Raw genomic sequence first — 20,946 nt, 5'->3', positions numbered from 1 at the left:
AAGTAACAATCTGAAGCGGTGGGGATCTCCCCACCGCTAATATGCTTGCCTTCGAGTGCAAATCCTATGTAATGCTTCGGTGTTTATTAGTGTGTGCGATGGTGATTACAGTAACTATGGACGGACAATAAAGAGAAAAAAATAATTCTTTACCGATCGTTCCCAATATGTTAGGATAAAGCCAGACAGAGAAGAAAAACATATGTGGTGACTAATGTAGAACGATCGTTTCCAAAAGGTCGATCCATTTAATCCAGACATATTCCAAATGGTCAGGGGGTAGATAGAATGGCCAGGAGCAAAGAATTTGAAGAAAACGCTGTTCTGGAAAAGGCCATGAAGCTGTTCTGGGAGCAGGGGTATGAGAAAACCTCGATGAATGATCTTGTTGAACATATGGGGATTCATCGAAGAAGTATCTATGATACCTTTACCGACAAGCACACCTTGTTCCTCAAAGTGATGGACCGATTCGGAGAACGCATTAACGGTAGGTGGGCAGCAGGCATCAAGCAATCTCGGACGGCTAAGCAGGCACTTCAGTTCATTTTTGACTCCATCATTAACGGTGAAGAGGACGTACCGCCCGGCTGCATGTTCGTGAATTCGGCTGTTGAATTAGCGATTCGGGATGAGGACATTGACGAGATAGCGACGAAGGCCTTTACAAAATCGGAGAAAATGCTTGCAGAAATCGTAACGTGGGGACAGCAGAACGGCGAGTTTACACAACAGTACGAAGTGAAGGAGTTGGCTGAATATCTGCAAAATGCCTTAGCGGGGCTTAGGGTTATGGTGCGGACTTCTGTTCCAAAAGAAAAGCTGCAACGGATTGCTGAGTTAAATCTACGTATTTTAGAGACATAGACGATAACTGAAAACAAATTTTTTTCACAATTTTAGAACGATCGTTCTCGTAAACTTTGAAATAACAAAGGAGAGTTAGTATGAAAACATTAATCATCGTTGCTCACCCGGATTTGCAAAGTTCCCGAGTTAATCGAGCCTGGACGGAAACCATGAGGCAGCAGCCTGAAACGACCGTACATGTGCTGTATGAAGCCTATCCTGATCATCAGATTAATATCACCCATGAACAGGCTTTGCTGGACAGCCATGACCGAATCATTTTCCAGTACCCGCTCTATTGGTATAGTACACCGCCTTTGTTAAAGCAGTGGTTCGATGAAGTGCTGGCATTTGGCTGGGCGTTTGGTCCCGACGGAGAGCATTTGAAAGGTAAGGAAATCGGCATCGCCATCTCGACGGCAGGAACTGCCGCCTCGTATCAGCCCGGCGGCTACAACCTGTTCACGATTCGGGATATCGCGAAGCCGATGGAGGCGCTGGCTAACTATGTGAGTGCCCACTATCTGCCGCCTTTTGCTATCCATAATGCGAACCATGTGACGGATGAGCAGATTACCGCGAGCCAGGCTGCATATGTTCAGCATCTGGCGACCGTGCGTCATGTCCAAACGTCTGATTTGATCACAATCAATAAATAAAAAACGAGGAGGAAATGAATCATGACAAATAAAATCGCATTAATTACCGGAGCAAGCAAAGGAATCGGACTGGAGGTTGCTAGACAACTGGGGCAGCAAGGTATAACGGTATTAGTCGCTGCACGTACGAAAACAGCAGCAGATGAAGCAGCCGCCGGGTTGTTGCAAGAAGGCATTCAGGCAGTCGGCGTGAAGCTCGAGGTGACGAATTCTGCACATATCGCAGAATTGGCCCAATTCATCGAAGATACTTACGGACGGCTGGACATATTGGTCAACAATGCGGGCATTTTGGCAGAAAAAGCGGGTTATGACGGGGATGCTTTCAGAGATACTTTTGAGGTGAACACGTTCGCACCCTATTTGATTACCGAAGCACTGTTGCCGTTACTGCTAAAGAGCAAAGCAGGCAGAATCGTCAACCAAAGCAGCGCTATAGGCTCGATTCAGTTCCAGTTGACCAATGAACGGGTGCAGCGTCTTGCTACCCCGGCTTATGCGGCATCTAAAGCAGCTTTGAATATGCTGACGGCCTACTGGGCGCAAAAAAATAGCGGGACACATCTGAAGGTCAATTCCGTACACCCCGGCTTAGTCAAAACGCAAATGGGTGGGGAAAAGGCGGAGCTGTCGGTGGAGGATGGAGCAAAAACGGCGATCCGACTGGCAACCCTGCCGGAAGAGGGTCCAACAGGCGGATTCTATTACATGGATGATCAGCTTCCGTGGTAAAGCTTTATTTATTGAAAGAAAAAGATTTATATGACATCGTAACAGCAATTATCAATTCGTGTATGGTGAGTGCAGACTGATTGGTCATACCGAAAGATTTGCTCTAGAATTATAATTAATGGGAGGTTTCAGGAATTACGAGAACAAAACGATATCCTTTAAGGAGGCTATTTTGGAAACTTTCATTTACATGGTGAGACATGGCGAGTCACCAAAGACGGAAGGAAATGAAAGAACAAGAGGTTTAACGGATAAAGGTAAATCAGATGCTTATCGAATAACTGAATTATTGAAGGGAGAGGGGATCGAGGTTTTCGTTTCAAGTCCATATCAACGAGCAATTCTGACCATTCAAGAGCTGGCTCGGCGTTCAGGACAAGAAGTTTTGGTATTCGAAGATCTTAAAGAAAGGATCTTTTTGAATGAAGACCACCGAATGCCCGATGCGGAATTATTTCCTTTGTTAGATAAGTCATTTTCTGATCCAAACTTTGCTTTACAGGGAGGAGAGTCTAATACGGTTTGTCAGAACCGAAGTATAGCAGTTCTAAAAGAATTGTTAAAAACCTATCGAGGACAGAAAGTTGCATTAGGCACTCATGGGGCGATAATGACGTTGATGATGGGGTATTATGACAAGCAGTACGACTTGAATTTTCTACTACACACATCCAAACCAGATGTATACAGAATGAAGTTCAACGGTCAGGAGTTAATAGAAGTTAAAAGATTGTGGTATACGCCGTAATGTTACGAGAGAAATAGGTACGAAAACGTTGCTCAAAGAGAGACCGTCCTTAGTACAGGATAGTCTCTCTTCAAAACCTTTCTGTAACATCTATTACGATGAAGCATTAAGCAAATCCTCAGCTATTTTAACCAAATCATCTTTGGTCAGCGGGCTGTCCTGGTTATCGGATATGTTGTAGTGTAAATGTCTTTTTTCATCGAGCCATCCCAGTCGGTTTTTTCCTGCTTCCAAGGGCCTGCTTGCTTCACTTGCCCTGATGTAATAGACCTTGGTTCCTTTGATTGTCAATTGCTCAGCCGAATCTTGTTCATTTTGCATGATGGTTGTCTTTGTGACTTCAGGAGTGTATTTGGTGACGGTAATGTTTACATAGTCGTTTCCTCTCGCATACCGGGCAAAGGAGGAGTCTGATTTGTTCCATCTCAGCTTTTGAATAAACAGATTTTCACCCTTCGGTGCAGCTTTGGCCTGTTGCATCAGTTTATCGGTTAAAGCTCGATATTCCTTTTTATCCATCATCCCAGGATATGCAGCGATTGGATAGACGTATCCAAATTCAAACTGATAGCCATCCGGTAGATGAGTGAGGTTGCTGAATAATGGAGCCTCAGTACGCTTGATTTCATCTTGTAAGCTGTTGAAACTTGAAAGTTCTGCCGGTTTGTACGCAAACAGGGCCAGATTAGATAGGTTGTTTTGATTCATAGAATCGTCTTTGACGTAATAAGCGGCATACTCTCCTGGTTGCAAACGGTTCTTCACCTCTTCGTTCCACCGTGTGTAGGTGGAGGAATACGTTTTGGAGGCGTCCGTTTCGGCAGGTGTTTTGGCGGTATTTAATACAACGTCGCCCTTACTGTTGCGGAATTCAAGATATTGTGAAGCTGCGTATCCGGTCACAGAGGCACCTACAACAAAAAGCAAAATCATGATGGGGACGGTGATGCGAGGCTGGAAATGGATTTTTCCTATATTCCCCTTTTTGGGCGTCGCCTTTTGGTAGACCTGTTCCATCACTTTGTCAGAGACGTCAAAAGCCTGGATTTTTAAGGCATTCTCTGGCTCGGTTAGCTTGTCCATATTTTTGAATCCCCTGTCTTGCAGATCGGTGTATTTCAGGCTTTGTTTTTGAGTTCTGTTTTGTAACTCACGCATTTGTGGTCCTCCTTTAGGGGCTCCATTATTTTTTTGAGCTTTGTTTTTGTTCTGCCGTATTTTTTCTTGATAGCTTCCTCGCTTTTGTTCATGATTTCCCCGATTTCTCCAAACGTTCTCTCTTCAAAAATGCGCAGCACCAGCAGGTTACGCTCCTCCGCGCTCAGTTGGTCCAACGCCCGGCTCAGCGGTTCACTGAAAAGCTGACGTTCCATAACCTGTGCTGCACTGTCTGAAGTCATGTTAGTTGAGGTGAACAGGCTAAGTTTAAATTTGCGCTGTAGATTCTTCCTGCGAATCAGGTTCAGGCAGCGATGATAGGCCATTTTATACAGCCAGGAGGAGAAGCCCACTGTCGGCTTGTACCTGCTAATTTTCTCAAAAGCATTGACGAAAATATCCTGCACAGCCTCTTCCGCCTCCTGCTCACTTCCTAATAGCCTCCAGCAGTACACAAAAATCTGACGCTGATACTCCTTTACAATGTAGGCGTAATCCTGGATCTCGCCAGCTTGAACTTGTTTGATTCTGTACTCGATTTCCTCATTCAAAGATGTAGGCACCCCCTCTGATCAAAAAGAAAATTATATCAGTATAACAAACGAAGATGACCGAAAGGGACACTTTGTCTAAAATTTTTTTAAGTGTTCTATCAACTCTCTAAGAGAATACGATAAAGCAGAACAATTATCACCCACGTGGTTAGTTTTATAGAGTTAAAGGTATATTGTGGAAGTGAGGGGATGGTAAAATGAAATTAAGATATTCCAAATAGTTTTTATAGGAACGGATTACTTGCATCTAAAGAAAATCGCTGATTTTATGAAAAGACAAGACATTAAACTGGATATCAAAGACACCTGTATACTCTATAGAGAATGTACTGCTGACTTGAATATAAATTTAAAAGGCAATCATTCCAGAATAACAAGTTTAAATGACTTATTTGCAGGAGTTGAAATTCATATTGATCATTTAGAGGCTGGAATGGGATATCAATATGAAAATAAACAAGTGAAAGAAGATATTATTCATTATTGCTGTCATAAAGACGATGAGGAAGGTAAGGAGCTTGGATACCAATTATTTGTAAAATCGTTGGATTACTTCTCCAAGAAATTATTAGCTGAAGGTTTTGTATTAGGGTATCCTGCTGTAGATTCAAAAATTAAAATAATGAAGGCCTCTTGTTCAATGTGTTTTTATCGAGATTATTATTACATTAATGGAGCACATGCATCGCTCGAAACCGCTATGCTTGAGGCAGATTGGCAAATATGCGAACCATTGATGCAGGTCCATATGACCTGTAACAAGCTATATTTTAAAGGAAATTCCTTTTTTAGTGGGGTAGAAAATCTATGTATACTCGACGAGGACGAAGATAATTTTAAATTATCATTTAAATCTATACTTTCCACAATCATTGATATTCCAAAAGAGATGTATAACCAAAAAAAAGATGTTTCGGACTTCCATATGGAATTGGACAGCTATGTGCCAGTTGAAGATGTTACTCAGTTAAAAGAGAAATTCAAAGTGATTTATAATATCGATAAATGGAAAGATGAATTAGAGGAGCAAGAGATGAACTCGGCCATCCCGCCTGTATAGCTTACGAAAGCCATCGGCCGTACTGAACGGGATTGCCTCACTCTTTTTTATACAGCGTACCTTCTACTTATGACCTTTGCGTACCTTTAAAAGCTTGCCCTTTACGGTAGTATTCTTCATAATCTCAAGCACCAGTGGGCCCTTGCCATTCAGAATCTCAACATCTGTCACATTATCCAGAATCGTAATGATCCCGATATCATCTGCCGTTACCCCATCCAGCTTAGCGATGGTGCCCACAAAGTCGACAGCTCTAAGTTTTTTCTTCTTACCGCCATTAAAATTGAGCTTCATAATTTGTTGGTTTAATTGCTCGCGCTTGTCGTTTTTGAGTACAGTTTTTACATGTAGTTTCCGCTCAAAATCTTCTCTGTGAAGATCAACAGCCTCTTCTGAGGGAGCCTTTATTTGCGGAATTGCAAATCCAATATATGCTTCGATATCAGCTAATCGCTTGCTATCTTTAGGAGTGATTAGAGTAATGGCTTTCCCCGTTTTGCCAGCTCGTCCTGTACGTCCTGTACGATGAACATAGCTTTCTTTTTCAAGGGGAATATCGTAGTTGATGACATGGGTGATATTCGTGATATCAATCCCTCTGGCGGCTACATCAGTTGCGATCAAGTAACGGAATTGTCCCCTTCTGAATGCGTTCATTACCTCAAATCGCTCATCTTGCTCCATGCCGCCATGGATGCGATCACATGGATATTCGAGGTCAGCCAATGCTCTGAATAGTGTATCTACATGCTCCTGCGTACGACAGAAAATGATGCAGCTGTCAGGGTTCTCAACAATGAGCAGATCCTGTAGCAGAGCCAGCTTGTCCGCCTCCCGCACCTGAATAAGAGAGTGATCAATCGTGGCTGTGGTTACACCTGTCGCCTTAATCTCAATTTCCACAGGATCGTTCATATATTTACGTGACAGTTTGGCTACATCTTCGGGAAAAGTAGCGGAAAACAACATCGTAACCCGGTCATTAGGCAGTGCCTGAATAATCGACTGAACCTGCTCAATGAAGCCCATATTCAGCATCTCGTCAGCTTCATCAATCACGAGATAGGCAATTCGATTTAAGGATAGCGTGCCTCGTTCAATATGATCTAGTACACGTCCGGGCGTACCTACAGCCACATGTGTTCTTTGTTTTAGCTCGGCCTTTTGTATATGAAAAGGATGTTTCCCATAAAGGGGCGTTGCTTTTATCCGCTTAAAGCGTCCAATATTCGTGATGTCTTCAGTAACCTGTAATGCAAGTTCACGGGTTGGTGTCAGAATTAAAGCTTGGGGTTTATTCTCATTCCAATCTACTAGCTCACAAAGTGGAATACCATATGCTGCTGTTTTGCCGCTGCCTGTTTGCGATTTGGCCACAAGATCCTTCTTCTCAAGCGCAACGGGAATAACCTCCGTTTGAATTTCTGTTGGCGTCTCATAGCCCAGGCTATTCAGAGCCCTCACAATTTCTTCACTTAATGGGTAATCTGCAAAATGCTTTTGACTCATTCTCAACCTCTTCTGCGCTGTATTTAAGTACCATTACATATATCATGTCATCGTGTATCGAACTTATACTCAACCAGTATACTCTATTCCAGCTACACTCTAATACATATCAGCGATTAACTTGCTGTTTTCCAGTAAGGCAACTATACTTTTTCTGAGACGAAAAAACACAGTCTGGTTGGTAGTCCAGGCGCATGGACGACTCTATAATTGCAAGAGTGCCATGTCAGTAACCTTCCCCCCTCGGGATGTCCATCGTTTCGATTTAAAATGAGGGGGATTCAAATGAAGCTTACGATTTATCATGATGGACAGTATTGGGTTGGAGTCGTGGAGGAGCAGGACCAAGGGAAATTGAAGGCGGCCAGGTACATTTTTGGGACAGAGCCTAAAGACGAAGAAATTCTCCATTTTATCCGTGAGGAAATGTGGGAACTTGTTAGTCGGCTTTCACAAGAGGTGGCTATAAAGTGGTCTGAAACGAAGAAGGTCAATCCGAAGCGGCTAGCAAGGCAGGCAGCGTATGAATTAAGGCGGAAGGGAGTCTCTTCCAACGCACAAGAGGCTTTAAAGTTAGAGTATGAGAAGCGCAAGTTGGAGAAACGTACCTACTCTAAACAGCAAAGGGAATCTATGAAGGCACGGATAAGGGAATTAAAGGAGAAAAAAGCGAAGGAAAAACATCGCGGACATTAATAAAACCTCCATACTTATCCGCAATTGTAACGCATGTTTTATCTCGGCATATGTGAAAACATGTGTTACACACAAAGGGCACCCGACTGGGTGCCCTTTAAACTGTCGTATAGAGATTGGTATCCGCTAAAATGAATGACTCCAAATTACTTAAGCAGTGTCAGTGTTACTTCTATTGTATTATCAATAAATGATCGCTCTGGACGAGACTTTATCATGACGGTCAGACCAATTAACGATACAACTAATGCCTGTGATACAGCCTTCGCATCTAGTCCGATCTCAAGCTCACCTGATTGTATCCCTCGTTCAATGGTTTCTTGAAAAATGACTGCTAGGTACATTTGATGCTCCCTTGTAAGAATTTCAAACTTCTCATCATGGGGCGCAAGTTCAACCATTGTATTAATGCAAAAGCATCCTTTTCTAGGATTTTCCGCAAACTCCTCTTCAACCACACCCTCAAAAAAAGTACGAAATGCTTCTTTTACAGATGGAATGCTTTGAAGTTTGGTTCGGATTAAAGAAGCACGGGACATCGTGTATTTGCGTAGCGCGGCTTCGAACAATTCTTTTTTGCCCCCAAAAGTGGAATATATACTGGGGCGTTGAATTTCCATTCTGGAAGTTAAATCACTTAATGAGGTGGCTTCATATCCCTTTTCCCAAAATATTTGCATAGCTGCATCTAAAACTTTCTCTTCGTCAAATTCACGGGTTCGTCCCATAACAATACCTCTCGTTACTCATGATTTTATTCTTAATGGCTCCATGTATCTGATTATAATGTTCAGTGACATTCATTTGATTACCAATTGGTACGTTATTATCTTATAATTAGTCCTTAAAATTGTCAAATGAAGGTTGGTCTTTCCCGAAAAGAGGAGGTGAATATGAAAGAATAATCAAAGTGGATTTACTATGATTGTTGACAGTATTCTTTTTTGTGAGTTATATTTACTGGGGAAAATAACATACCGGTTGGTATGATATTTTATTGTTATTCAATTGGCACACAAAGAAAGCTATTAGAACGGGAGAGATAGACCATGGAGATAGGTATTACCTCGTTTGTAGAGACAAAGCCTGATGTTCAGACAGGCGAAGTGATAAGTCACGCACAGCGGTTGCGTGAAGTTGTCGAGGAAATTATCCTTGCTGATCAAGTGGGACTTGATGTGTTTGGTGTAGGTGAGCATCATCGAAAGGATTATTCGGCATCTTCACCAGCAATGGTGCTGTCCGCGGCTGCAGCGCAGACACAACGGATTCGGCTAACCAGTGCAGTGACGGTGCTTTCTTCAGCTGATCCGGTGCGCGTTTTTCAAGACTTTGCTACGCTGGATGGTATTTCAAATGGACGTGCCGAGATTATGGCGGGTCGGGGTTCTTTTATTGAGTCTTTTCCTCTGTTCGGCTATGACTTGGATGACTATGATGAGCTGTTTGAACAACATTTGGAACTTCTCCTTAAAATACGGGAGTCCGAAAAGGTAATCTGGAAGGGCGGTCATCGGCCAGCCATTAACAATTTGGGCGTGTATCCACGGCCAGTTCAGAACCCTTTACCAATATGGGTAGGCAGCGGGGGAAGGCAGGATTCTGCTATTCGTGCAGGTCTGTTAGGACTGCCCTTGATGCTGGCGATCATTGGAGGAAACCCGATAAATTTTGCACCGCTTGTCCAGCTTTATAAGAAAGCAGCAGCGCACGCTGGTCATGATGAATCGCAGCTTAGGGTTGGGTCGCACTCGATAGGATTTGTCGGAGAGAATAATGAGCAAGCGGCAGATACATATTTCCCTTCTACGATGGCAGGTATGAATAGATTGGGTAGGGAGCGAGGCTGGGCGCATTATGATCGTTCCAGCTACGATGCCGCGCGCAGCTTTGAAGGTGCGCTGTATGTTGGCGATCCCGAGACGGTTGCCCAGAAGATCATTCATCTTCGCAAGCATGTAGGTGTTACACGCTTTATGCTGTATGTTCCGTTAAGCACGATGCCGCATGCCGAGGTGATGAGAGCCATTGAGCTACTTGGAACAGAGGTAGCACCCCGAGTGCGGAAGGAAATAGCCAAGTGGGAAGCGGAGACGGAAAAAAGACTATAAAATAACCTAACATAGGAGTGATTCGCATGGATTTTGAAAATCGTTTATTACCAGAACTAAGGTCAGTAATTGCACAATTCCCCGGTTTCCAACTGGAGGAGAATTTAGAACTGAGCAGAAGTTATTTGTCGAGTCCGCCTATTGAGCAGTCGGAACACGTACGCACGACAAGCCGGATGATTCCGAGCGTTGCAGGCGAGATATTAGTCAAAATCTACGAACCTGCCCAGCGAACTGATGTTAAGCTTCCGGCCATGCTGTGGATTCACGGGGGAGGCTATGTAATGGGGCATCCTGATATGGACGATGCTTTGTGCGAACGCTTCGTGCAGGCGGCTAATTGCGTCGTCGTATCGGTCGATTATCGACTTGCTCCCGAGCACCCCTACCCAGCTGCCATCGATGACTGTTATACCGCTTTGACGTGGATGACCGATGAAGCTGAGCTGCTGGGCATCGACTTGGACCGGGTCGCAATTGCTGGTGCAAGCGGGGGTGGCGGTCTAACCGCAGCACTTGCTTTAATGGCTCGTGACAAAGGCGGACCAGCCCTTATCTTCCAAATGCCGCTATATCCGATGATCGACGACCGCAATGTTACGGCATCAAGTCATGAAATTACGGCCGATAATGCACCATGGAGCCGGAAGAACAACTTGACGGCCTGGAACATGTACTTGGGTAATCGTACCGAAGATAGCGAGGTTTCCCCATATGCGGTGCCGTCGAGAGCAGAAAGCTTGGCTGGTCTGCCGCCGACCTACACGTGCGTAGGGCAGCTCGATCTATTCCGAGATGAGACGATCGAATATGTGGCACGCCTTGCCCAAGCGGGCGTTGACGTCGAATTTCATCTGTATCCCGGCACATTCCACAATTTTGAAGGGATGGTTCCTCAAGCAGAAGTAAGTCAACGCGCCAGCCAAAGTTATGTAGACGCGATTGCAAGAGCGCTTAATCCTTAAATAATTAAGGAGCGGTCTTCAGGTGATATGCTCCCAAGAAGATAGACAGGTTGAATAATAAAACCTACTACTGTGAAGGGAGTATATCACTTTTCGCAGCAGCCTTTTGTTATCGTTTCAGAGTTGTTTGGGATTCGTGTTGTGGCTGTTCTGCAATGATGTAAGATTTTTCGGGTAAAATCTATACTTTCACATGTAGCAGAAAACAACTATTCATTCTTATAATTGGAAATGTAAGCGCTTAAATTATTGAGGAAGAGTATTATCAAATTATACGTGTGAGGAGGAGATTTTATGTTAAGAACTAAAGTGGGCAAGCTGGTGAGCAGTTTGGCGTTGGCGGGTGTGTTGTTATCATCTGTTCTGGTCAACCAGGCTGATGCTGGCCTGGCAAATGGAAGCAAATTTCTGGGGAATATCATTGCGGGCAGTGTCCCTCCTAGTTACGGGACATACTGGAATCAAGTGACGCCGGAGAACTCGACTAAGTGGGAATCGGTTGAAGGCAGTCGTAACAACATGAACTGGTCGCAGGCGGATACCGCCTACAATTATGCCCGTAGCAATGGTTTCCCGTTCAAGTTCCATACGTTGGTATGGGGTGCCCAGGAGCCAGGATGGGTTAAAGGACTGTCGGCTGCTGATCAGAAAGCGGAAGTGACTCAGTGGATTAAAGCAGCAGGTCAGCGCTATCCGAATGCGGCGTTTGTAGATGTGGTGAATGAGCCGTTGCATCAGAAGCCGTCCTACCGCAATGCCATTGGTGGTGACGGGTCGACCGGATGGGATTGGGTCATATGGTCGTTTCAACAGGCTAGACAAGCTTTCCCGAATGCCAAACTGCATATAAATGATTATGGTATTATCAACGACCCTTCTTTAGCCGACCAATATGTCAATATTATTAATCAGCTCAAGAGTAGAGGCCTGATTGACGGTATTGGCATTCAATGCCACCATTTCAGTATGGACAACGTCTCAGTCAACACGATGAATACTGTACTAAATAAGCTGTCGGCGACCGGGTTACCGATCTATGTGTCGGAACTGGATATAACTGGGGATGATAACACCCAACTTGCCAGATACAAAGAGAAGTTTCCAGTCCTTTGGCAAAACCCCTCAGTGAAGGGAGTTACGCTTTGGGGGTATATCCAAGGACAAACTTGGAAAGATGGTACACATCTGCTGAACTCTAACGGCACGGAACGCCCTGCGCTCCAATGGCTGAGACAGTATCTGAAGAGATAAGCTATAGGTGGCACTTAAAACCCAACAGATGCGGACTTTTGCTAAATATCCGGGCTGGGTAGTTGTTTATTTGAAGAAGTCTTGGCTGAAATGTTACACGCCCAAGGCTTCTTTTTATTTAGCTTAAACGTATCTTTTACTTGAAATAAAACCGTCTGGACGGTATAGTAAAATGGGTGGTGATCAGAATGAATACAACTAAAAAAACATTAAAAAGAGAATTAATCCTTAAAGCGGCTTCTATAATTGTACAAGAAGAAGGAGTAGAAAAATTAACATTAGAAGCGGTGGCTAAGAAAGCGGGAATAAGTAAGGGAGGGTTGCTTTACCATTTTCCGAATAAAGATGAATTGATTCTGGGAATGGTTGAACAGCTATCGACCAGCTTTATCACCGAATTTAATGAAAGGGCAGAAAACGATACACATTCCCAAGGTAGATGGACTCGCGCTTATATGAATACGTCATTTTCCGGGGATCAGGATGCAAGTGACCTGTATACCGCTCTCTCGGCAGCACAATTTACGAACCCTCAAATGCTCAAGCTGCTTCAGGATGAGTATGCGAATATCCAAAATAAAATCGAAAACGACGAATTAAATCCGGTTCGTTCTACGATTGTCCGATTAGCTATAGACGGTTTGTGGTTTGCCGAAATGTTCGGACTCGCTCTTCCCAATGAAGAATTGAAGCAAAAAATTATAGAAGAATTAAAGACATATATAAAGGAGAATGAATGATGGCTTATTTTTTCTTGGCAATCTCGATTGCTAGTGAGCTTATTGGTACTTCAATGCTTAAAGCTTCAGAAGGTTTTACGAGACTGTATCCCACTCTATTCACGATTGTCGCGTTTGTAATCTCTTTCTTCTTTATTTCACTAACCCTCAAGACACTTCCTCTTAATATGACCTATGCCATCTGGTCAGGGGTGGGGGCTGTTGCTACAACGGTGATTTCAGTATTGATTTGGAAGGAGAAAATCAATACAGGGAGTATCGTAGGGATTGCTTTAATTGTTATTGGCGTGGTAGTATTGAACCTATTTGGTGCAGGACATGATGAGGCCAAAGGAACAACAGAAGCAACCAGTTCAATCGTCCAAAAATAAAAAAATATAATATCACTCCAGTTTGTAAAGAGGTGGTAGATCCTCACTTATCGACTTAGAGGATTCTAAGAAAGATAAGTGGGGGATCTACCACCCGGAAATCATGGTTTATACGAATAAACTTAGTACTAAGATGAATCCTAATCCGGCTACAGAAATAATGGTTTCAAGCAATGTCCATGTGGCAAAGGTTTCTTTCATGCTTAAACCAAAATACTCTTTAAACATCCAGAACCCGGCATCGTTAACATGTGAAGCTATTAAGCTACCCGCTCCCGTGGCAAGCACGACTAAAGCAAGATTAACGTCAGATTGTCCTAACATCGGAATTACTAAACCAGCGGTTGTTAAGGCTGCAACAGTCGCAGAACCCAGGGAAATACGTAAGATTGCAGCGATGATCCAGGCTAGCAGAATTGGTGATAATGTAGTTCCATTGAATAAATCGGCTACATAGTCACCTACGCCGCCATTAATGAGTACTTGTTTGAAGGCTCCGCCTCCCCCAATGATCAAGAGCATCATCCCAATATGAGTAATAGCAGTTGTACAAGATGCCATTACATCTTTGATTGGAATTTTTCTTGCGATTCCCATGGTGTAGACGGCAACCAGTAAGGAAATCAACATGGATGTTGATGCATCACCAATAAAACGGATCGCTGCCAGTAAACTATTATCCTCAAATCCCATTGTTTTTTGAAGCAAAGTAATAATCGTAGCAATCGACATTAAAATGACAGGAAGCATTGCAGTAAATACACTGATTCCGAATCCAGGAGTTTCCTCAGACTTAAATACTTTTTGTTCACCTAAAGAGGCAATATTACCGGTTTTCGTAAATGAAGCAGGTACGAGTTTTTTGGCAAGCTTCGTAAATACAGGACCAGCCAAAATAACGGTTGGGATAGCAATAATGAAGCCATAAAGTAAAACCTCACCAAGGTTCGCGCCATATTCACCAGCAATCACGGTTGGTCCTGGATGTGGTGGTAAGAAACCGTGTGTGACGGACAAAGCAGCGACCATCGGAATACCGAGATATAAGATAGAAACCTTTAATTCTTTTGAAATGGCAAATACGATTGGAATTAACAATACTAATCCTACTTCAAAAAATAACGCAATTCCGATAATGAATGAAGCGGCTACGACCGCCCATTGAATATTTTTTTCACCAAATTTGTCAACGAGGGTCATGGCAATTCTTTGGGCCCCCCCAGAATCAGCGATCAACTTCCCTAACATCGCCCCAAGTCCAAAGATTAACGCTAAGTGGCCCAGTGTTCCGCCTAATCCGGCTTCAATGGTTTTGACAATTTCCTCTAAGGGCATTCCAAGGGCTAGGGCCACGCCGAACGATACAATGATTAGGGAAATAAAGGTGTTTAATTTGAAGCCCATGATTAAAACGAGTAATGCTAAAATTCCAATCGCTACAACGACTAATGGCATTGTAATTACCCCCTGTATTTATCCTTTTAGTGTTTAATTAAGCTTCTTTGATAATTGGCAATCCGTGTATAATCGTCTTCCAATACTCTGGATAGGTTAATGAAAATCGGCAGCAACTTTCTATATTCCTTGGTTGCTTCTTCTTTGGGTGCATGTTTGTTGGTACTGCCAATCATTTCAGAGACGACTTCAAATGATTGGATTTTTCCGGTGGCGTACAAGCCTAAAATACAAGCTCCTAGACAAGAACTTTCGTAGCTTTCCGGAACGACGACTTCAGATGCGAATATATCAGACATCATTTGCCGCCAAACATCTGACCTTGCGAAGCCTCCTGTAGCTTGGATTCGGGTCACGGGCCCGTCCATGCATTCGGTTAAGGCCAAAAATACGGTGTATAAATTGTAAATGACTCCTTCTAAGGCTGCGCGAATCATATGTTCCTTTTTATGTGACATCGTTAAACCGAAGAATGAACCACGTACGTCTGGATTCCATAAGGGTGCACGTTCACCAGCGAGGTAGGGGTGGAATAACAATCCATCAGACCCTGGCCTTACGCGTTCAGCAATTTTAGTTAACACATCATATGGATCAATTCCTAGTCGTTTCGCTGTTTCTACTTCTGATGAGGTAAGCTCGTCACGAATCCAGCGAAGGACCATCCCGCCATTATTTACCGGCCCGCCAATGACCCAGTGCTTTTCCGTTAACGCATAACAAAATATTCTTCCCTTTTCGTCTGTTTGTGGCTTGTCTATGATGGTTCGAATGGCACCGCTTGTCCCAATAGTGACGGCAACTTCGCCTTTTCGTATCGCATTGACACCTAGATTAGAGAGAACTCCATCGCTGGCTCCAATGACAAAGGGTGTTTGTGGATCGATCCCCATCTCTTCTGCTAAAACTGAATTACAGTCGGTAAATATTTTGGTTGTGGGTACGAGCTCAGATAGTTGGGAACGGGTTATCCCCGCAATTTTTAAGGCCTCTTCATCCCAATCCAGATTTTCGAGATTCATCATGCCCATGGCTGAAGCCAGGGAATAATCAACAACATATAAATCAAAGAGCTTTTTGAAAATATATTCTTTAATCCCGATATATTTTTTAACCTTGATAGCGATTTCAGGAAGATCATTCACAATCCAAGCTATTTTAGTTAAGGGTGACATGGGGTGAATGGGTGTTCCTGTTCGTCTATAGACTTCTTGGCCATTCAACTCATCTTTTATATGATGTGCCCACGCTTCGCTGCGATTATCTGCCCAAGTGATACAAGGTGTAAGTGGACGGTCGTGTTCATCCATTGCAATGACACTATGCATGGCACTGCTAAATGAAACAAACGATAGCTTTTTTTGTGAGTGATGTTTCATGATATTCGAAGTCGCTTGTAGGACTGCCTGAAAAATCTCCTCGGGGTTTTGTTCAGCTGTCGCTATATCCGGTGTATAAAGCGGGTACCCGATATTTTCTTGTTGGATGACCTCGCCCTTTTCACTAAATAAAACAGCTTTCGTACTGGTGGTTCCGATATCTATACCTAACATGTAGTTAGTCATTTTGTGGCACGACTCCTTTGGACAGCAGTTGTTGGGACATCCATAAGTCTTCTACTTTACCTTGAACATCATCAAAGTTTACATGTAAAGACTTAATCATAAGGTCTCTATCTTTTGCCTGGATTGCTTCAATATAAAGCTCATGATTTTTTACAATCCGCGTAAAGTCTTCATACTTTTCTTTGAAACGCATACGCATCGACAACAGAATAAGGCTTTCCATCACGGGCTTTAAATTATTCCAGATCATCAGGATGTATGAATGATTAACTGCACGAATAATCGTTTCATGGAACAAGACATCTTGATATGAAAATTCATCGGCATCACTATATTTGACCGCGACCTTCATCATTTCGAGTATTTTACTAAGTTCCTTTGCTAAATCATTCGTGTCCATCTTTATAAGACGTTCAAATACGAAGGATTCTATAAGTAGACGAACATCATAAATTTCTTCTATTTCTTTCTCTGATAGCCCCATAACAACGGCACCCATTCTTTCGAGTCGGATGATATTTTCGGATGCCAGTATTTTTAACGCTTCACGAATAGGTGAGCGACTTACAGCAAAATCAGCAGCTAATTTATTTTCAGATAGTATGGTACCGCTTTCAATCGCGCTAGAAATAATGCGCATTCTAAGCTCGGATGTTACACGATCCCCAGCAGAGGCTTTGAGAAGCCATTTGGAGGGATATAGGAATTCATTGGACAGAACCATAAATTCACCTTCTCATTAATCAAGTATACTTGTATACAAGTATTATAATCTAAAATTTTAGATTTGCAAGCGTATTCATTAAATTGATACTGTATGCCTGTTCGGGCTTTTTTGTGCAAATGCACAATCAATTTCGTCTGTTCTTCAATATAATTCACACACTGCAATCGATATAATGAAAGCGTAATCAAAAATTGCCCGGGGGGTTAGACAGATGGAAGGGTTAACGATCAGTTGGATAGGAGCTCTAGCAGGGCTGGCTATTGCAATTATTTTGATATTAAGAAAGCTGAATCCGGTTTACGCTTTATTTTTGGGAGCTATTGTAGGCGCTTTATTGGGCGGAGCCAATCTGGAGCAGACGATCAGCGTGCTAATTAGTGGTACGCAGAGCGTGATGGGGACGGTCATTCGTGTGCTCGCGGCAGGTGTATTGGCAGGCGTGATGATGGAGTCTGGGGCAGCGGAGACGATTGCACAGGCTATTGTAAAGAAGTTTGGCGGCAGTAAAGCGATCCTTGCACTAGCGTTAGCGACGATGATTATTACAGCTGTAGGCGTATTTATTCCCGTGGCAGTGCTCATTGTGGCCCCTATTGCCTTGTCGGTTGGGAACAAAATGGGGATTTCCAAGCTGGCTCTTCTGCTGGCCTTGTCTGGAGGCGGAAAGGCGGGGAACATTATCTCTCCGAATCCCAATACCATTGCGGCGGCGCGTGGGTTTAAGCTGGATTTAAGCCACGTTATGTTGGCGGGTGTGGTACCTGCGATATGCGGATTAATCATGACGGTTCTGGTGGCGTCTATGTTGAAAAACAGGGGCGTGAAGGTATCCGAACAGGATATTATGGATAGTGATGTCGATACGTCGAAGTACCCGGCATTGGGACGGGCGATTGTAGCCCCGGTGGTAGCCGTTATTTTGCTGATGATTAACCCGATTGGTTCCATCTCTGGCATTGAAGCACTGTCGAACTTCAAGGTCGACGCGATGTACATTTTGCCGATTGCCGGGATTGTAGGTATGCTGGCCATGGGACAAGGGCGCAATATCCTGAAATATTCGGCTTCCGGTTTGAATAAAATGACGGCAACCGTGCTCATCTTGATCGGTGCAGGCGGAATTGCGGGTCTGATTTCTGCGTCTAATTTATCTGCTCAGGTAGTTGGCTTGATTGAAGCTTCGGGAGTTTCTGGCACATTTTTGGCACCGCTTGCAGGGATTCTGATGGCGGCCGCCACAGCATCGACTTCAACTGGCGTTATTTTGGCGACTGGCTCGTTTGGGGAAGCCATTCTGAACATGGGGACAGCCCCGTTAGCCGCCGCTGTAATGGTGCATACAGGAGCTACCGTCATTGATTCCTTACCACAGGGCAACTATTTTCACGTTACGGCAGACAGCATGAAAATGAGCATTAAACAACGGATGGGATTGATCCCTTATGAGGCTATTGTGGGCGGAACTATGGCGATTGTAGCAACAATCATATATGGATTTATACTTTAATATTCACGATGGGGTGACAAAATGAGAGAGAAAACATTTGTACTGGCACCGGACTCTTTTAAAGAAAGCATGACGGCAAAGGAAGTGTGCATCGCAATGGAGAAAGGGCTGCGCAAGGTCTATCCGACAGCCCATTATGTCCACGTTCCGATGGCAGACGGCGGTGAAGGAACGGTACAATCACTGGTGGATGCGACAGGCGGACAGCTTCGTTACATGGAGGTGACCGGACCGCTTGGAGAACCTGTAAATGCGGCATACGGCTTGCTGGGAGACGGCACCACTGCGGCAATCGAGATGGCCTCTGCCAGCGGAATCCATCTGGTTAATAAGGACAACAAAAACCCGTTAAAGACAACAACCTATGGTACAGGCGAGTTAATTCGGGAGTGTCTGAACCAGGGAATTCGAAAAATTATCATTGGCATTGGCGGAAGTGCGACGAATGATGGCGGTACAGGTATGGCGGAAGCGCTGGGCGCTAGATTTCTGGATGCAGCAGGCAATCCTCTTCCACGCGGCGGCGGCAGTCTGGGCGAGCTGGCCAGTATTGATATTTCAGCACTGGATGATCGCTTGCAGCAGGTCCAATTGATTGTAGCCTGTGATGTGACAAATCCGCTCTGCGGAGAGCATGGGGCATCCCGTGTATTCGGCCCGCAAAAAGGGGCAACGCCAGAAATGGTGCAGCAATTGGATGCCAATCTTGCCCATTATGCGGATGTGGTGAAGCAGCAGCTGGGCAAGGATGTACGCGATCTTCCGGGTGCAGGTGCAGCAGGCGGATTGGGTGCGGGCTTATTGATTTTTACTCAGGCGACGCTGCAAAAAGGCATTGAAATTGTGATTGAATACACTGGCTTAAAGCAGAAGCTAGCCACGGCCGATATCGTATTGACGGGGGAAGGCGGCATTGATTTCCAGACCAAATTCGGTAAAACTCCGTACGGAGTAGCTCAGGCAGCCAAACAATCCGGCAAAAAGGTCATTGCGATCGCAGGTTATATCGGGGAAGGGATCGACACGCTGTACAAGGAAGGAATAGATGCAGTGTTTGGCATCGTGCCGGGAGCCTCGGAGCTGGGTAAGCTGCTGGCCGAAGGACCGCAAAATGTAGAGCGTACGTGCGAGAATATCGCAAGAGTACTTCAATTCAATGAGAAATGAACGGATTCTCGCGTGATCCGGCAGTTTATTGATACAGCGCCAATAAGCCGTGCGTAAGCTCAAAAAGCTGAAGGAGATTCCGGGGATCTTTGCCAGTTAAGGTATGGATGCGCTTCAGTCGGTATTGCAGTGTATTCCGGTGAATGTTTAATTCATCTGCGGTAAAGGAGACACTGCCATTATGATTAATAAAGCTCCGCAGCGTATCCAGCAAATCCACGGTATCTTCCAGCTTGCTGACCAGATGAATCGTGTTGGTCAGGTTGGTTTGGCTTAATTTGACCAGAAATTCGACTTCAACAAAAGAAACGATCTGCACAGGCGGACGCAGTGCTAGTACAACATTCATAGCGGACTTGGCTTGCATATAAACATCGGCAATGCTGTGCTCTTGTCTGCTGATGGCAAGCAGCACATCGGGATGGCTGCGTACAAGTGGTTCCAACAGTTTGGCAGTCGGTTCCTGATTTTGCATCAGGATGAGATAACTGTCTTCCTCCATCCGAAAGGATGGATGCTGCATCAATATATTGGATAACTCGGCCAAATGAGCAGGATCAGAAGGAAGATGCTTTACATATACGGCCGAAGTTTTGAGAAGCAAATCAATGTGATATTGAGCAGCTTCTTTTTTTATTTTTTGGGTATAGGCTCCCTGATGATTTAATAGCATTTCCAGTACAGATTTTTTGCGGTTGGCCTCGTGGGCCAGATGCTCCAAGGAGATACGCTGTTCAATTAGGAGAGACACCGTAGTTTTAACAATATTGCAAAAAGGACGCACTTCGTCGGGATTGCCTGAAATACCAATGACACCGACTAGCTCATGATGAATGACAATTGGTTCATTGGTTCCCTTTTTCTCGTAATGTCCGTCCTGCCACACTTCAATCATTTTCCCGGTTTCGAGCGCCTGAACAGCCCCTTGGTGAATGGTTCCGATTCGTTCACTCTCGCCGCTGCCAATGATGATGCCTCGTTCATTCATAATATTGATGTTGTATGGAATATCCTTCATCATTTTGTCTACGATGTCTTGGGCTTGTCTTTCGGAGAGCGGAAACAAATCAGGATTCCTCCTTTATCTAGTGATGTAAGGTGTTTTACTATATCGCATTTTTT

At 44.1% G+C, this 20,946-nt stretch carries 21 protein-coding genes; 13 read left to right on the top strand and 8 right to left on the bottom strand.

Going from position 1 to position 20,946, the window contains the following annotated elements; translation table 11 throughout:
* The first annotated feature begins 288 nt into the window (after positions 1-288).
* From OIU26_RS13110 to OIU26_RS13095, 4 genes are all read left to right on the top strand, one after another.
* Entirely contained in the window at positions 289-867 is a 579-nt protein-coding gene (locus OIU26_RS13110; RefSeq protein WP_264217071.1) for a TetR/AcrR family transcriptional regulator, read from the top strand.
* An 80-nt stretch (positions 868-947) separates the two neighbouring features.
* Positions 948-1,508, top strand: coding sequence for an NAD(P)H-dependent oxidoreductase (locus tag OIU26_RS13105; RefSeq protein WP_264217070.1), 561 nt, complete (start codon positions 948-950; stop codon positions 1,506-1,508).
* A gap of 21 nt (positions 1,509-1,529) precedes the next feature.
* The gene (locus tag OIU26_RS13100) at positions 1,530-2,240 is read left to right on the top strand and encodes an SDR family oxidoreductase (protein WP_129548457.1); all 711 of its coding nucleotides are present in this window, start codon (positions 1,530-1,532) and stop codon (positions 2,238-2,240) included.
* Between the two features lie 172 nt (positions 2,241-2,412).
* Positions 2,413-2,988 carry a histidine phosphatase family protein gene (locus OIU26_RS13095; RefSeq protein ID WP_013373844.1) on the top strand — a complete coding sequence of 192 codons (576 nt, stop codon included), beginning with the start codon at positions 2,413-2,415 and terminating at the stop codon, positions 2,986-2,988.
* Positions 2,989-3,081: 93 nt separating this feature from the next.
* Here OIU26_RS13095 and OIU26_RS13090 read toward each other — a convergent pair whose 3' ends face one another.
* Together OIU26_RS13090 and OIU26_RS13085 are read right to left on the bottom strand one after the other, a co-directional pair.
* On the bottom strand, positions 3,082-4,146 hold the full coding sequence (locus OIU26_RS13090) for a DUF4367 domain-containing protein (protein ID WP_264217069.1): 1,065 nt from the start codon (positions 4,144-4,146) through the stop codon (positions 3,082-3,084).
* Positions 4,107-4,697 carry an RNA polymerase sigma factor gene (locus OIU26_RS13085; RefSeq protein WP_090737581.1) on the bottom strand — a complete coding sequence of 197 codons (591 nt, stop codon included), beginning with the start codon at positions 4,695-4,697 and terminating at the stop codon, positions 4,107-4,109. The genes OIU26_RS13090 and OIU26_RS13085 overlap by 40 nt, the downstream gene beginning before the upstream one ends.
* A 271-nt stretch (positions 4,698-4,968) precedes the next feature.
* On the opposite strand from OIU26_RS13085, the gene OIU26_RS13080 reads away from it, so the two are divergent.
* Positions 4,969-5,760, top strand: coding sequence for an elongation factor G (locus OIU26_RS13080; RefSeq protein WP_264217068.1), 792 nt, complete (start codon positions 4,969-4,971; stop codon positions 5,758-5,760).
* A gap of 63 nt (positions 5,761-5,823) precedes the next feature.
* Here OIU26_RS13080 and OIU26_RS13075 read toward each other — a convergent pair whose 3' ends face one another.
* A complete protein-coding gene (locus OIU26_RS13075; RefSeq protein ID WP_165082169.1) occupies positions 5,824-7,269 on the bottom strand; it encodes a DEAD/DEAH box helicase in 1,446 nt (481 codons plus the stop codon).
* Between the two features lie 285 nt (positions 7,270-7,554).
* Here OIU26_RS13075 and OIU26_RS13070 point away from each other — a divergent pair, with 285 nt between their 5' ends.
* Positions 7,555-7,965 (top strand): YjdF family protein, encoded by a 411-nt coding sequence (locus OIU26_RS13070; protein ID WP_019689041.1) that lies wholly within the window; start codon positions 7,555-7,557, stop codon positions 7,963-7,965.
* Positions 7,966-8,111: 146 nt separating this feature from the next.
* Here OIU26_RS13070 and OIU26_RS13065 read toward each other — a convergent pair whose 3' ends face one another.
* The gene (locus OIU26_RS13065; protein ID WP_264217067.1) at positions 8,112-8,693 is read right to left on the bottom strand and encodes a TetR/AcrR family transcriptional regulator; all 582 of its coding nucleotides are present in this window, start codon (positions 8,691-8,693) and stop codon (positions 8,112-8,114) included.
* 321 nt (positions 8,694-9,014) lie between these two features.
* Between OIU26_RS13065 and OIU26_RS13060 the strand changes: the two genes are divergently transcribed.
* The 5 genes from OIU26_RS13060 (at position 9,015) to OIU26_RS13040 (ending at position 13,403) form a co-directional block, all read left to right on the top strand.
* Positions 9,015-10,076: an LLM class flavin-dependent oxidoreductase gene (locus OIU26_RS13060; RefSeq protein ID WP_013373836.1), complete on the top strand. Its 1,062-nt coding sequence runs from the start codon at positions 9,015-9,017 to the stop codon at positions 10,074-10,076.
* A gap of 26 nt (positions 10,077-10,102) precedes the next feature.
* The gene (locus OIU26_RS13055) at positions 10,103-11,041 is read left to right on the top strand and encodes an alpha/beta hydrolase (protein WP_264217066.1); all 939 of its coding nucleotides are present in this window, start codon (positions 10,103-10,105) and stop codon (positions 11,039-11,041) included.
* 294 nt (positions 11,042-11,335) lie between these two features.
* Entirely contained in the window at positions 11,336-12,292 is a 957-nt protein-coding gene (locus OIU26_RS13050; RefSeq protein WP_013373834.1) for an endo-1,4-beta-xylanase, read from the top strand.
* 188 nt (positions 12,293-12,480) lie between these two features.
* Positions 12,481-13,032, top strand: coding sequence for a TetR/AcrR family transcriptional regulator (locus tag OIU26_RS13045; RefSeq protein ID WP_165082167.1), 552 nt, complete (start codon positions 12,481-12,483; stop codon positions 13,030-13,032).
* Complete coding sequence (locus OIU26_RS13040) at positions 13,032-13,403, top strand: DMT family transporter (protein WP_165082278.1); 372 nt, start codon at positions 13,032-13,034, stop codon at positions 13,401-13,403. Before OIU26_RS13045 ends, OIU26_RS13040 begins: the two co-directional genes overlap by 1 nt.
* Before the next feature lie 108 nt (positions 13,404-13,511).
* On the opposite strand, the gene OIU26_RS13035 is transcribed toward OIU26_RS13040, so the two are convergent.
* Genes OIU26_RS13035 through OIU26_RS13025 form a run of 3 tightly spaced genes read right to left on the bottom strand, consistent with a single transcriptional unit; the run spans position 13,512 to position 17,147 of the window.
* Positions 13,512-14,858 (bottom strand): GntP family permease, encoded by a 1,347-nt coding sequence (locus tag OIU26_RS13035; RefSeq protein ID WP_013373830.1) that lies wholly within the window; start codon positions 14,856-14,858, stop codon positions 13,512-13,514.
* A gap of 26 nt (positions 14,859-14,884) precedes the next feature.
* Positions 14,885-16,423, bottom strand: coding sequence for a gluconokinase (gene gntK, locus OIU26_RS13030; RefSeq protein ID WP_264217065.1), 1,539 nt, complete (start codon positions 16,421-16,423; stop codon positions 14,885-14,887).
* Entirely contained in the window at positions 16,416-17,147 is a 732-nt protein-coding gene (locus tag OIU26_RS13025; protein WP_264217064.1) for a GntR family transcriptional regulator, read from the bottom strand. Before OIU26_RS13025 ends, gntK begins: the two co-directional genes overlap by 8 nt.
* 214 nt (positions 17,148-17,361) lie before the next feature.
* Between OIU26_RS13025 and OIU26_RS13020 the strand changes: the two genes are divergently transcribed.
* Positions 17,362-18,657, top strand: coding sequence for a GntT/GntP/DsdX family permease (locus OIU26_RS13020; protein WP_264217063.1), 1,296 nt, complete (start codon positions 17,362-17,364; stop codon positions 18,655-18,657).
* Between the two features lie 21 nt (positions 18,658-18,678).
* The gene (locus OIU26_RS13015) at positions 18,679-19,824 is read left to right on the top strand and encodes a glycerate kinase family protein (RefSeq protein WP_264217062.1); all 1,146 of its coding nucleotides are present in this window, start codon (positions 18,679-18,681) and stop codon (positions 19,822-19,824) included.
* 25 nt (positions 19,825-19,849) lie between these two features.
* Here OIU26_RS13015 and OIU26_RS13010 read toward each other — a convergent pair whose 3' ends face one another.
* Entirely contained in the window at positions 19,850-20,890 is a 1,041-nt protein-coding gene (locus OIU26_RS13010) for a sugar diacid recognition domain-containing protein (RefSeq protein WP_264217061.1), read from the bottom strand.
* Positions 20,891-20,946 lie beyond the last annotated feature (56 nt).

It is taken from the genome of Paenibacillus sp. BT-177 (genome assembly GCF_025846815.2).
Lineage (GTDB): Bacteria > Bacillota > Bacilli > Paenibacillales > Paenibacillaceae > Paenibacillus > Paenibacillus polymyxa_C.
Note: the sequence above shows the minus strand (reverse complement) of the source record. Positions and strands in the feature narration are given on the sequence as shown.

Bases quoted from the DNA above. Each gene is read 5' to 3' on its own strand.
- OIU26_RS13110 (WP_264217071.1), top strand. From the start codon at position 289: ATGGCCAGGAGCAAAGAATTTGAAGAAAACGCTGTTCTGGAAAAGGCC.
- OIU26_RS13105 (WP_264217070.1), top strand. From the start codon at position 948: ATGAAAACATTAATCATCGTTGCTCACCCGGATTTGCAAAGTTCCCGA.
- OIU26_RS13100 (WP_129548457.1), top strand. From the start codon at position 1,530: ATGACAAATAAAATCGCATTAATTACCGGAGCAAGCAAAGGAATCGGA.
- OIU26_RS13090 (WP_264217069.1), bottom strand. From the start codon at position 4,146: ATGCGTGAGTTACAAAACAGAACTCAAAAACAAAGCCTGAAATACACC.
- OIU26_RS13080 (WP_264217068.1), top strand. From the start codon at position 4,969: ATGAAAAGACAAGACATTAAACTGGATATCAAAGACACCTGTATACTC.
- OIU26_RS13075 (WP_165082169.1), bottom strand. From the start codon at position 7,269: ATGAGTCAAAAGCATTTTGCAGATTACCCATTAAGTGAAGAAATTGTG.
- OIU26_RS13070 (WP_019689041.1), top strand. From the start codon at position 7,555: ATGAAGCTTACGATTTATCATGATGGACAGTATTGGGTTGGAGTCGTG.
- OIU26_RS13065 (WP_264217067.1), bottom strand. From the start codon at position 8,693: ATGGGACGAACCCGTGAATTTGACGAAGAGAAAGTTTTAGATGCAGCT.
- OIU26_RS13060 (WP_013373836.1), top strand. From the start codon at position 9,015: ATGGAGATAGGTATTACCTCGTTTGTAGAGACAAAGCCTGATGTTCAG.
- OIU26_RS13055 (WP_264217066.1), top strand. From the start codon at position 10,103: ATGGATTTTGAAAATCGTTTATTACCAGAACTAAGGTCAGTAATTGCA.
- OIU26_RS13050 (WP_013373834.1), top strand. From the start codon at position 11,336: ATGTTAAGAACTAAAGTGGGCAAGCTGGTGAGCAGTTTGGCGTTGGCG.
- OIU26_RS13045 (WP_165082167.1), top strand. From the start codon at position 12,481: ATGAATACAACTAAAAAAACATTAAAAAGAGAATTAATCCTTAAAGCG.
- OIU26_RS13040 (WP_165082278.1), top strand. From the start codon at position 13,032: ATGGCTTATTTTTTCTTGGCAATCTCGATTGCTAGTGAGCTTATTGGT.
- OIU26_RS13035 (WP_013373830.1), bottom strand. From the start codon at position 14,858: ATGCCATTAGTCGTTGTAGCGATTGGAATTTTAGCATTACTCGTTTTA.
- gntK (WP_264217065.1), bottom strand. From the start codon at position 16,423: ATGACTAACTACATGTTAGGTATAGATATCGGAACCACCAGTACGAAA.
- OIU26_RS13025 (WP_264217064.1), bottom strand. From the start codon at position 17,147: ATGGTTCTGTCCAATGAATTCCTATATCCCTCCAAATGGCTTCTCAAA.
- OIU26_RS13020 (WP_264217063.1), top strand. From the start codon at position 17,362: ATGGAAGGGTTAACGATCAGTTGGATAGGAGCTCTAGCAGGGCTGGCT.
- OIU26_RS13015 (WP_264217062.1), top strand. From the start codon at position 18,679: ATGAGAGAGAAAACATTTGTACTGGCACCGGACTCTTTTAAAGAAAGC.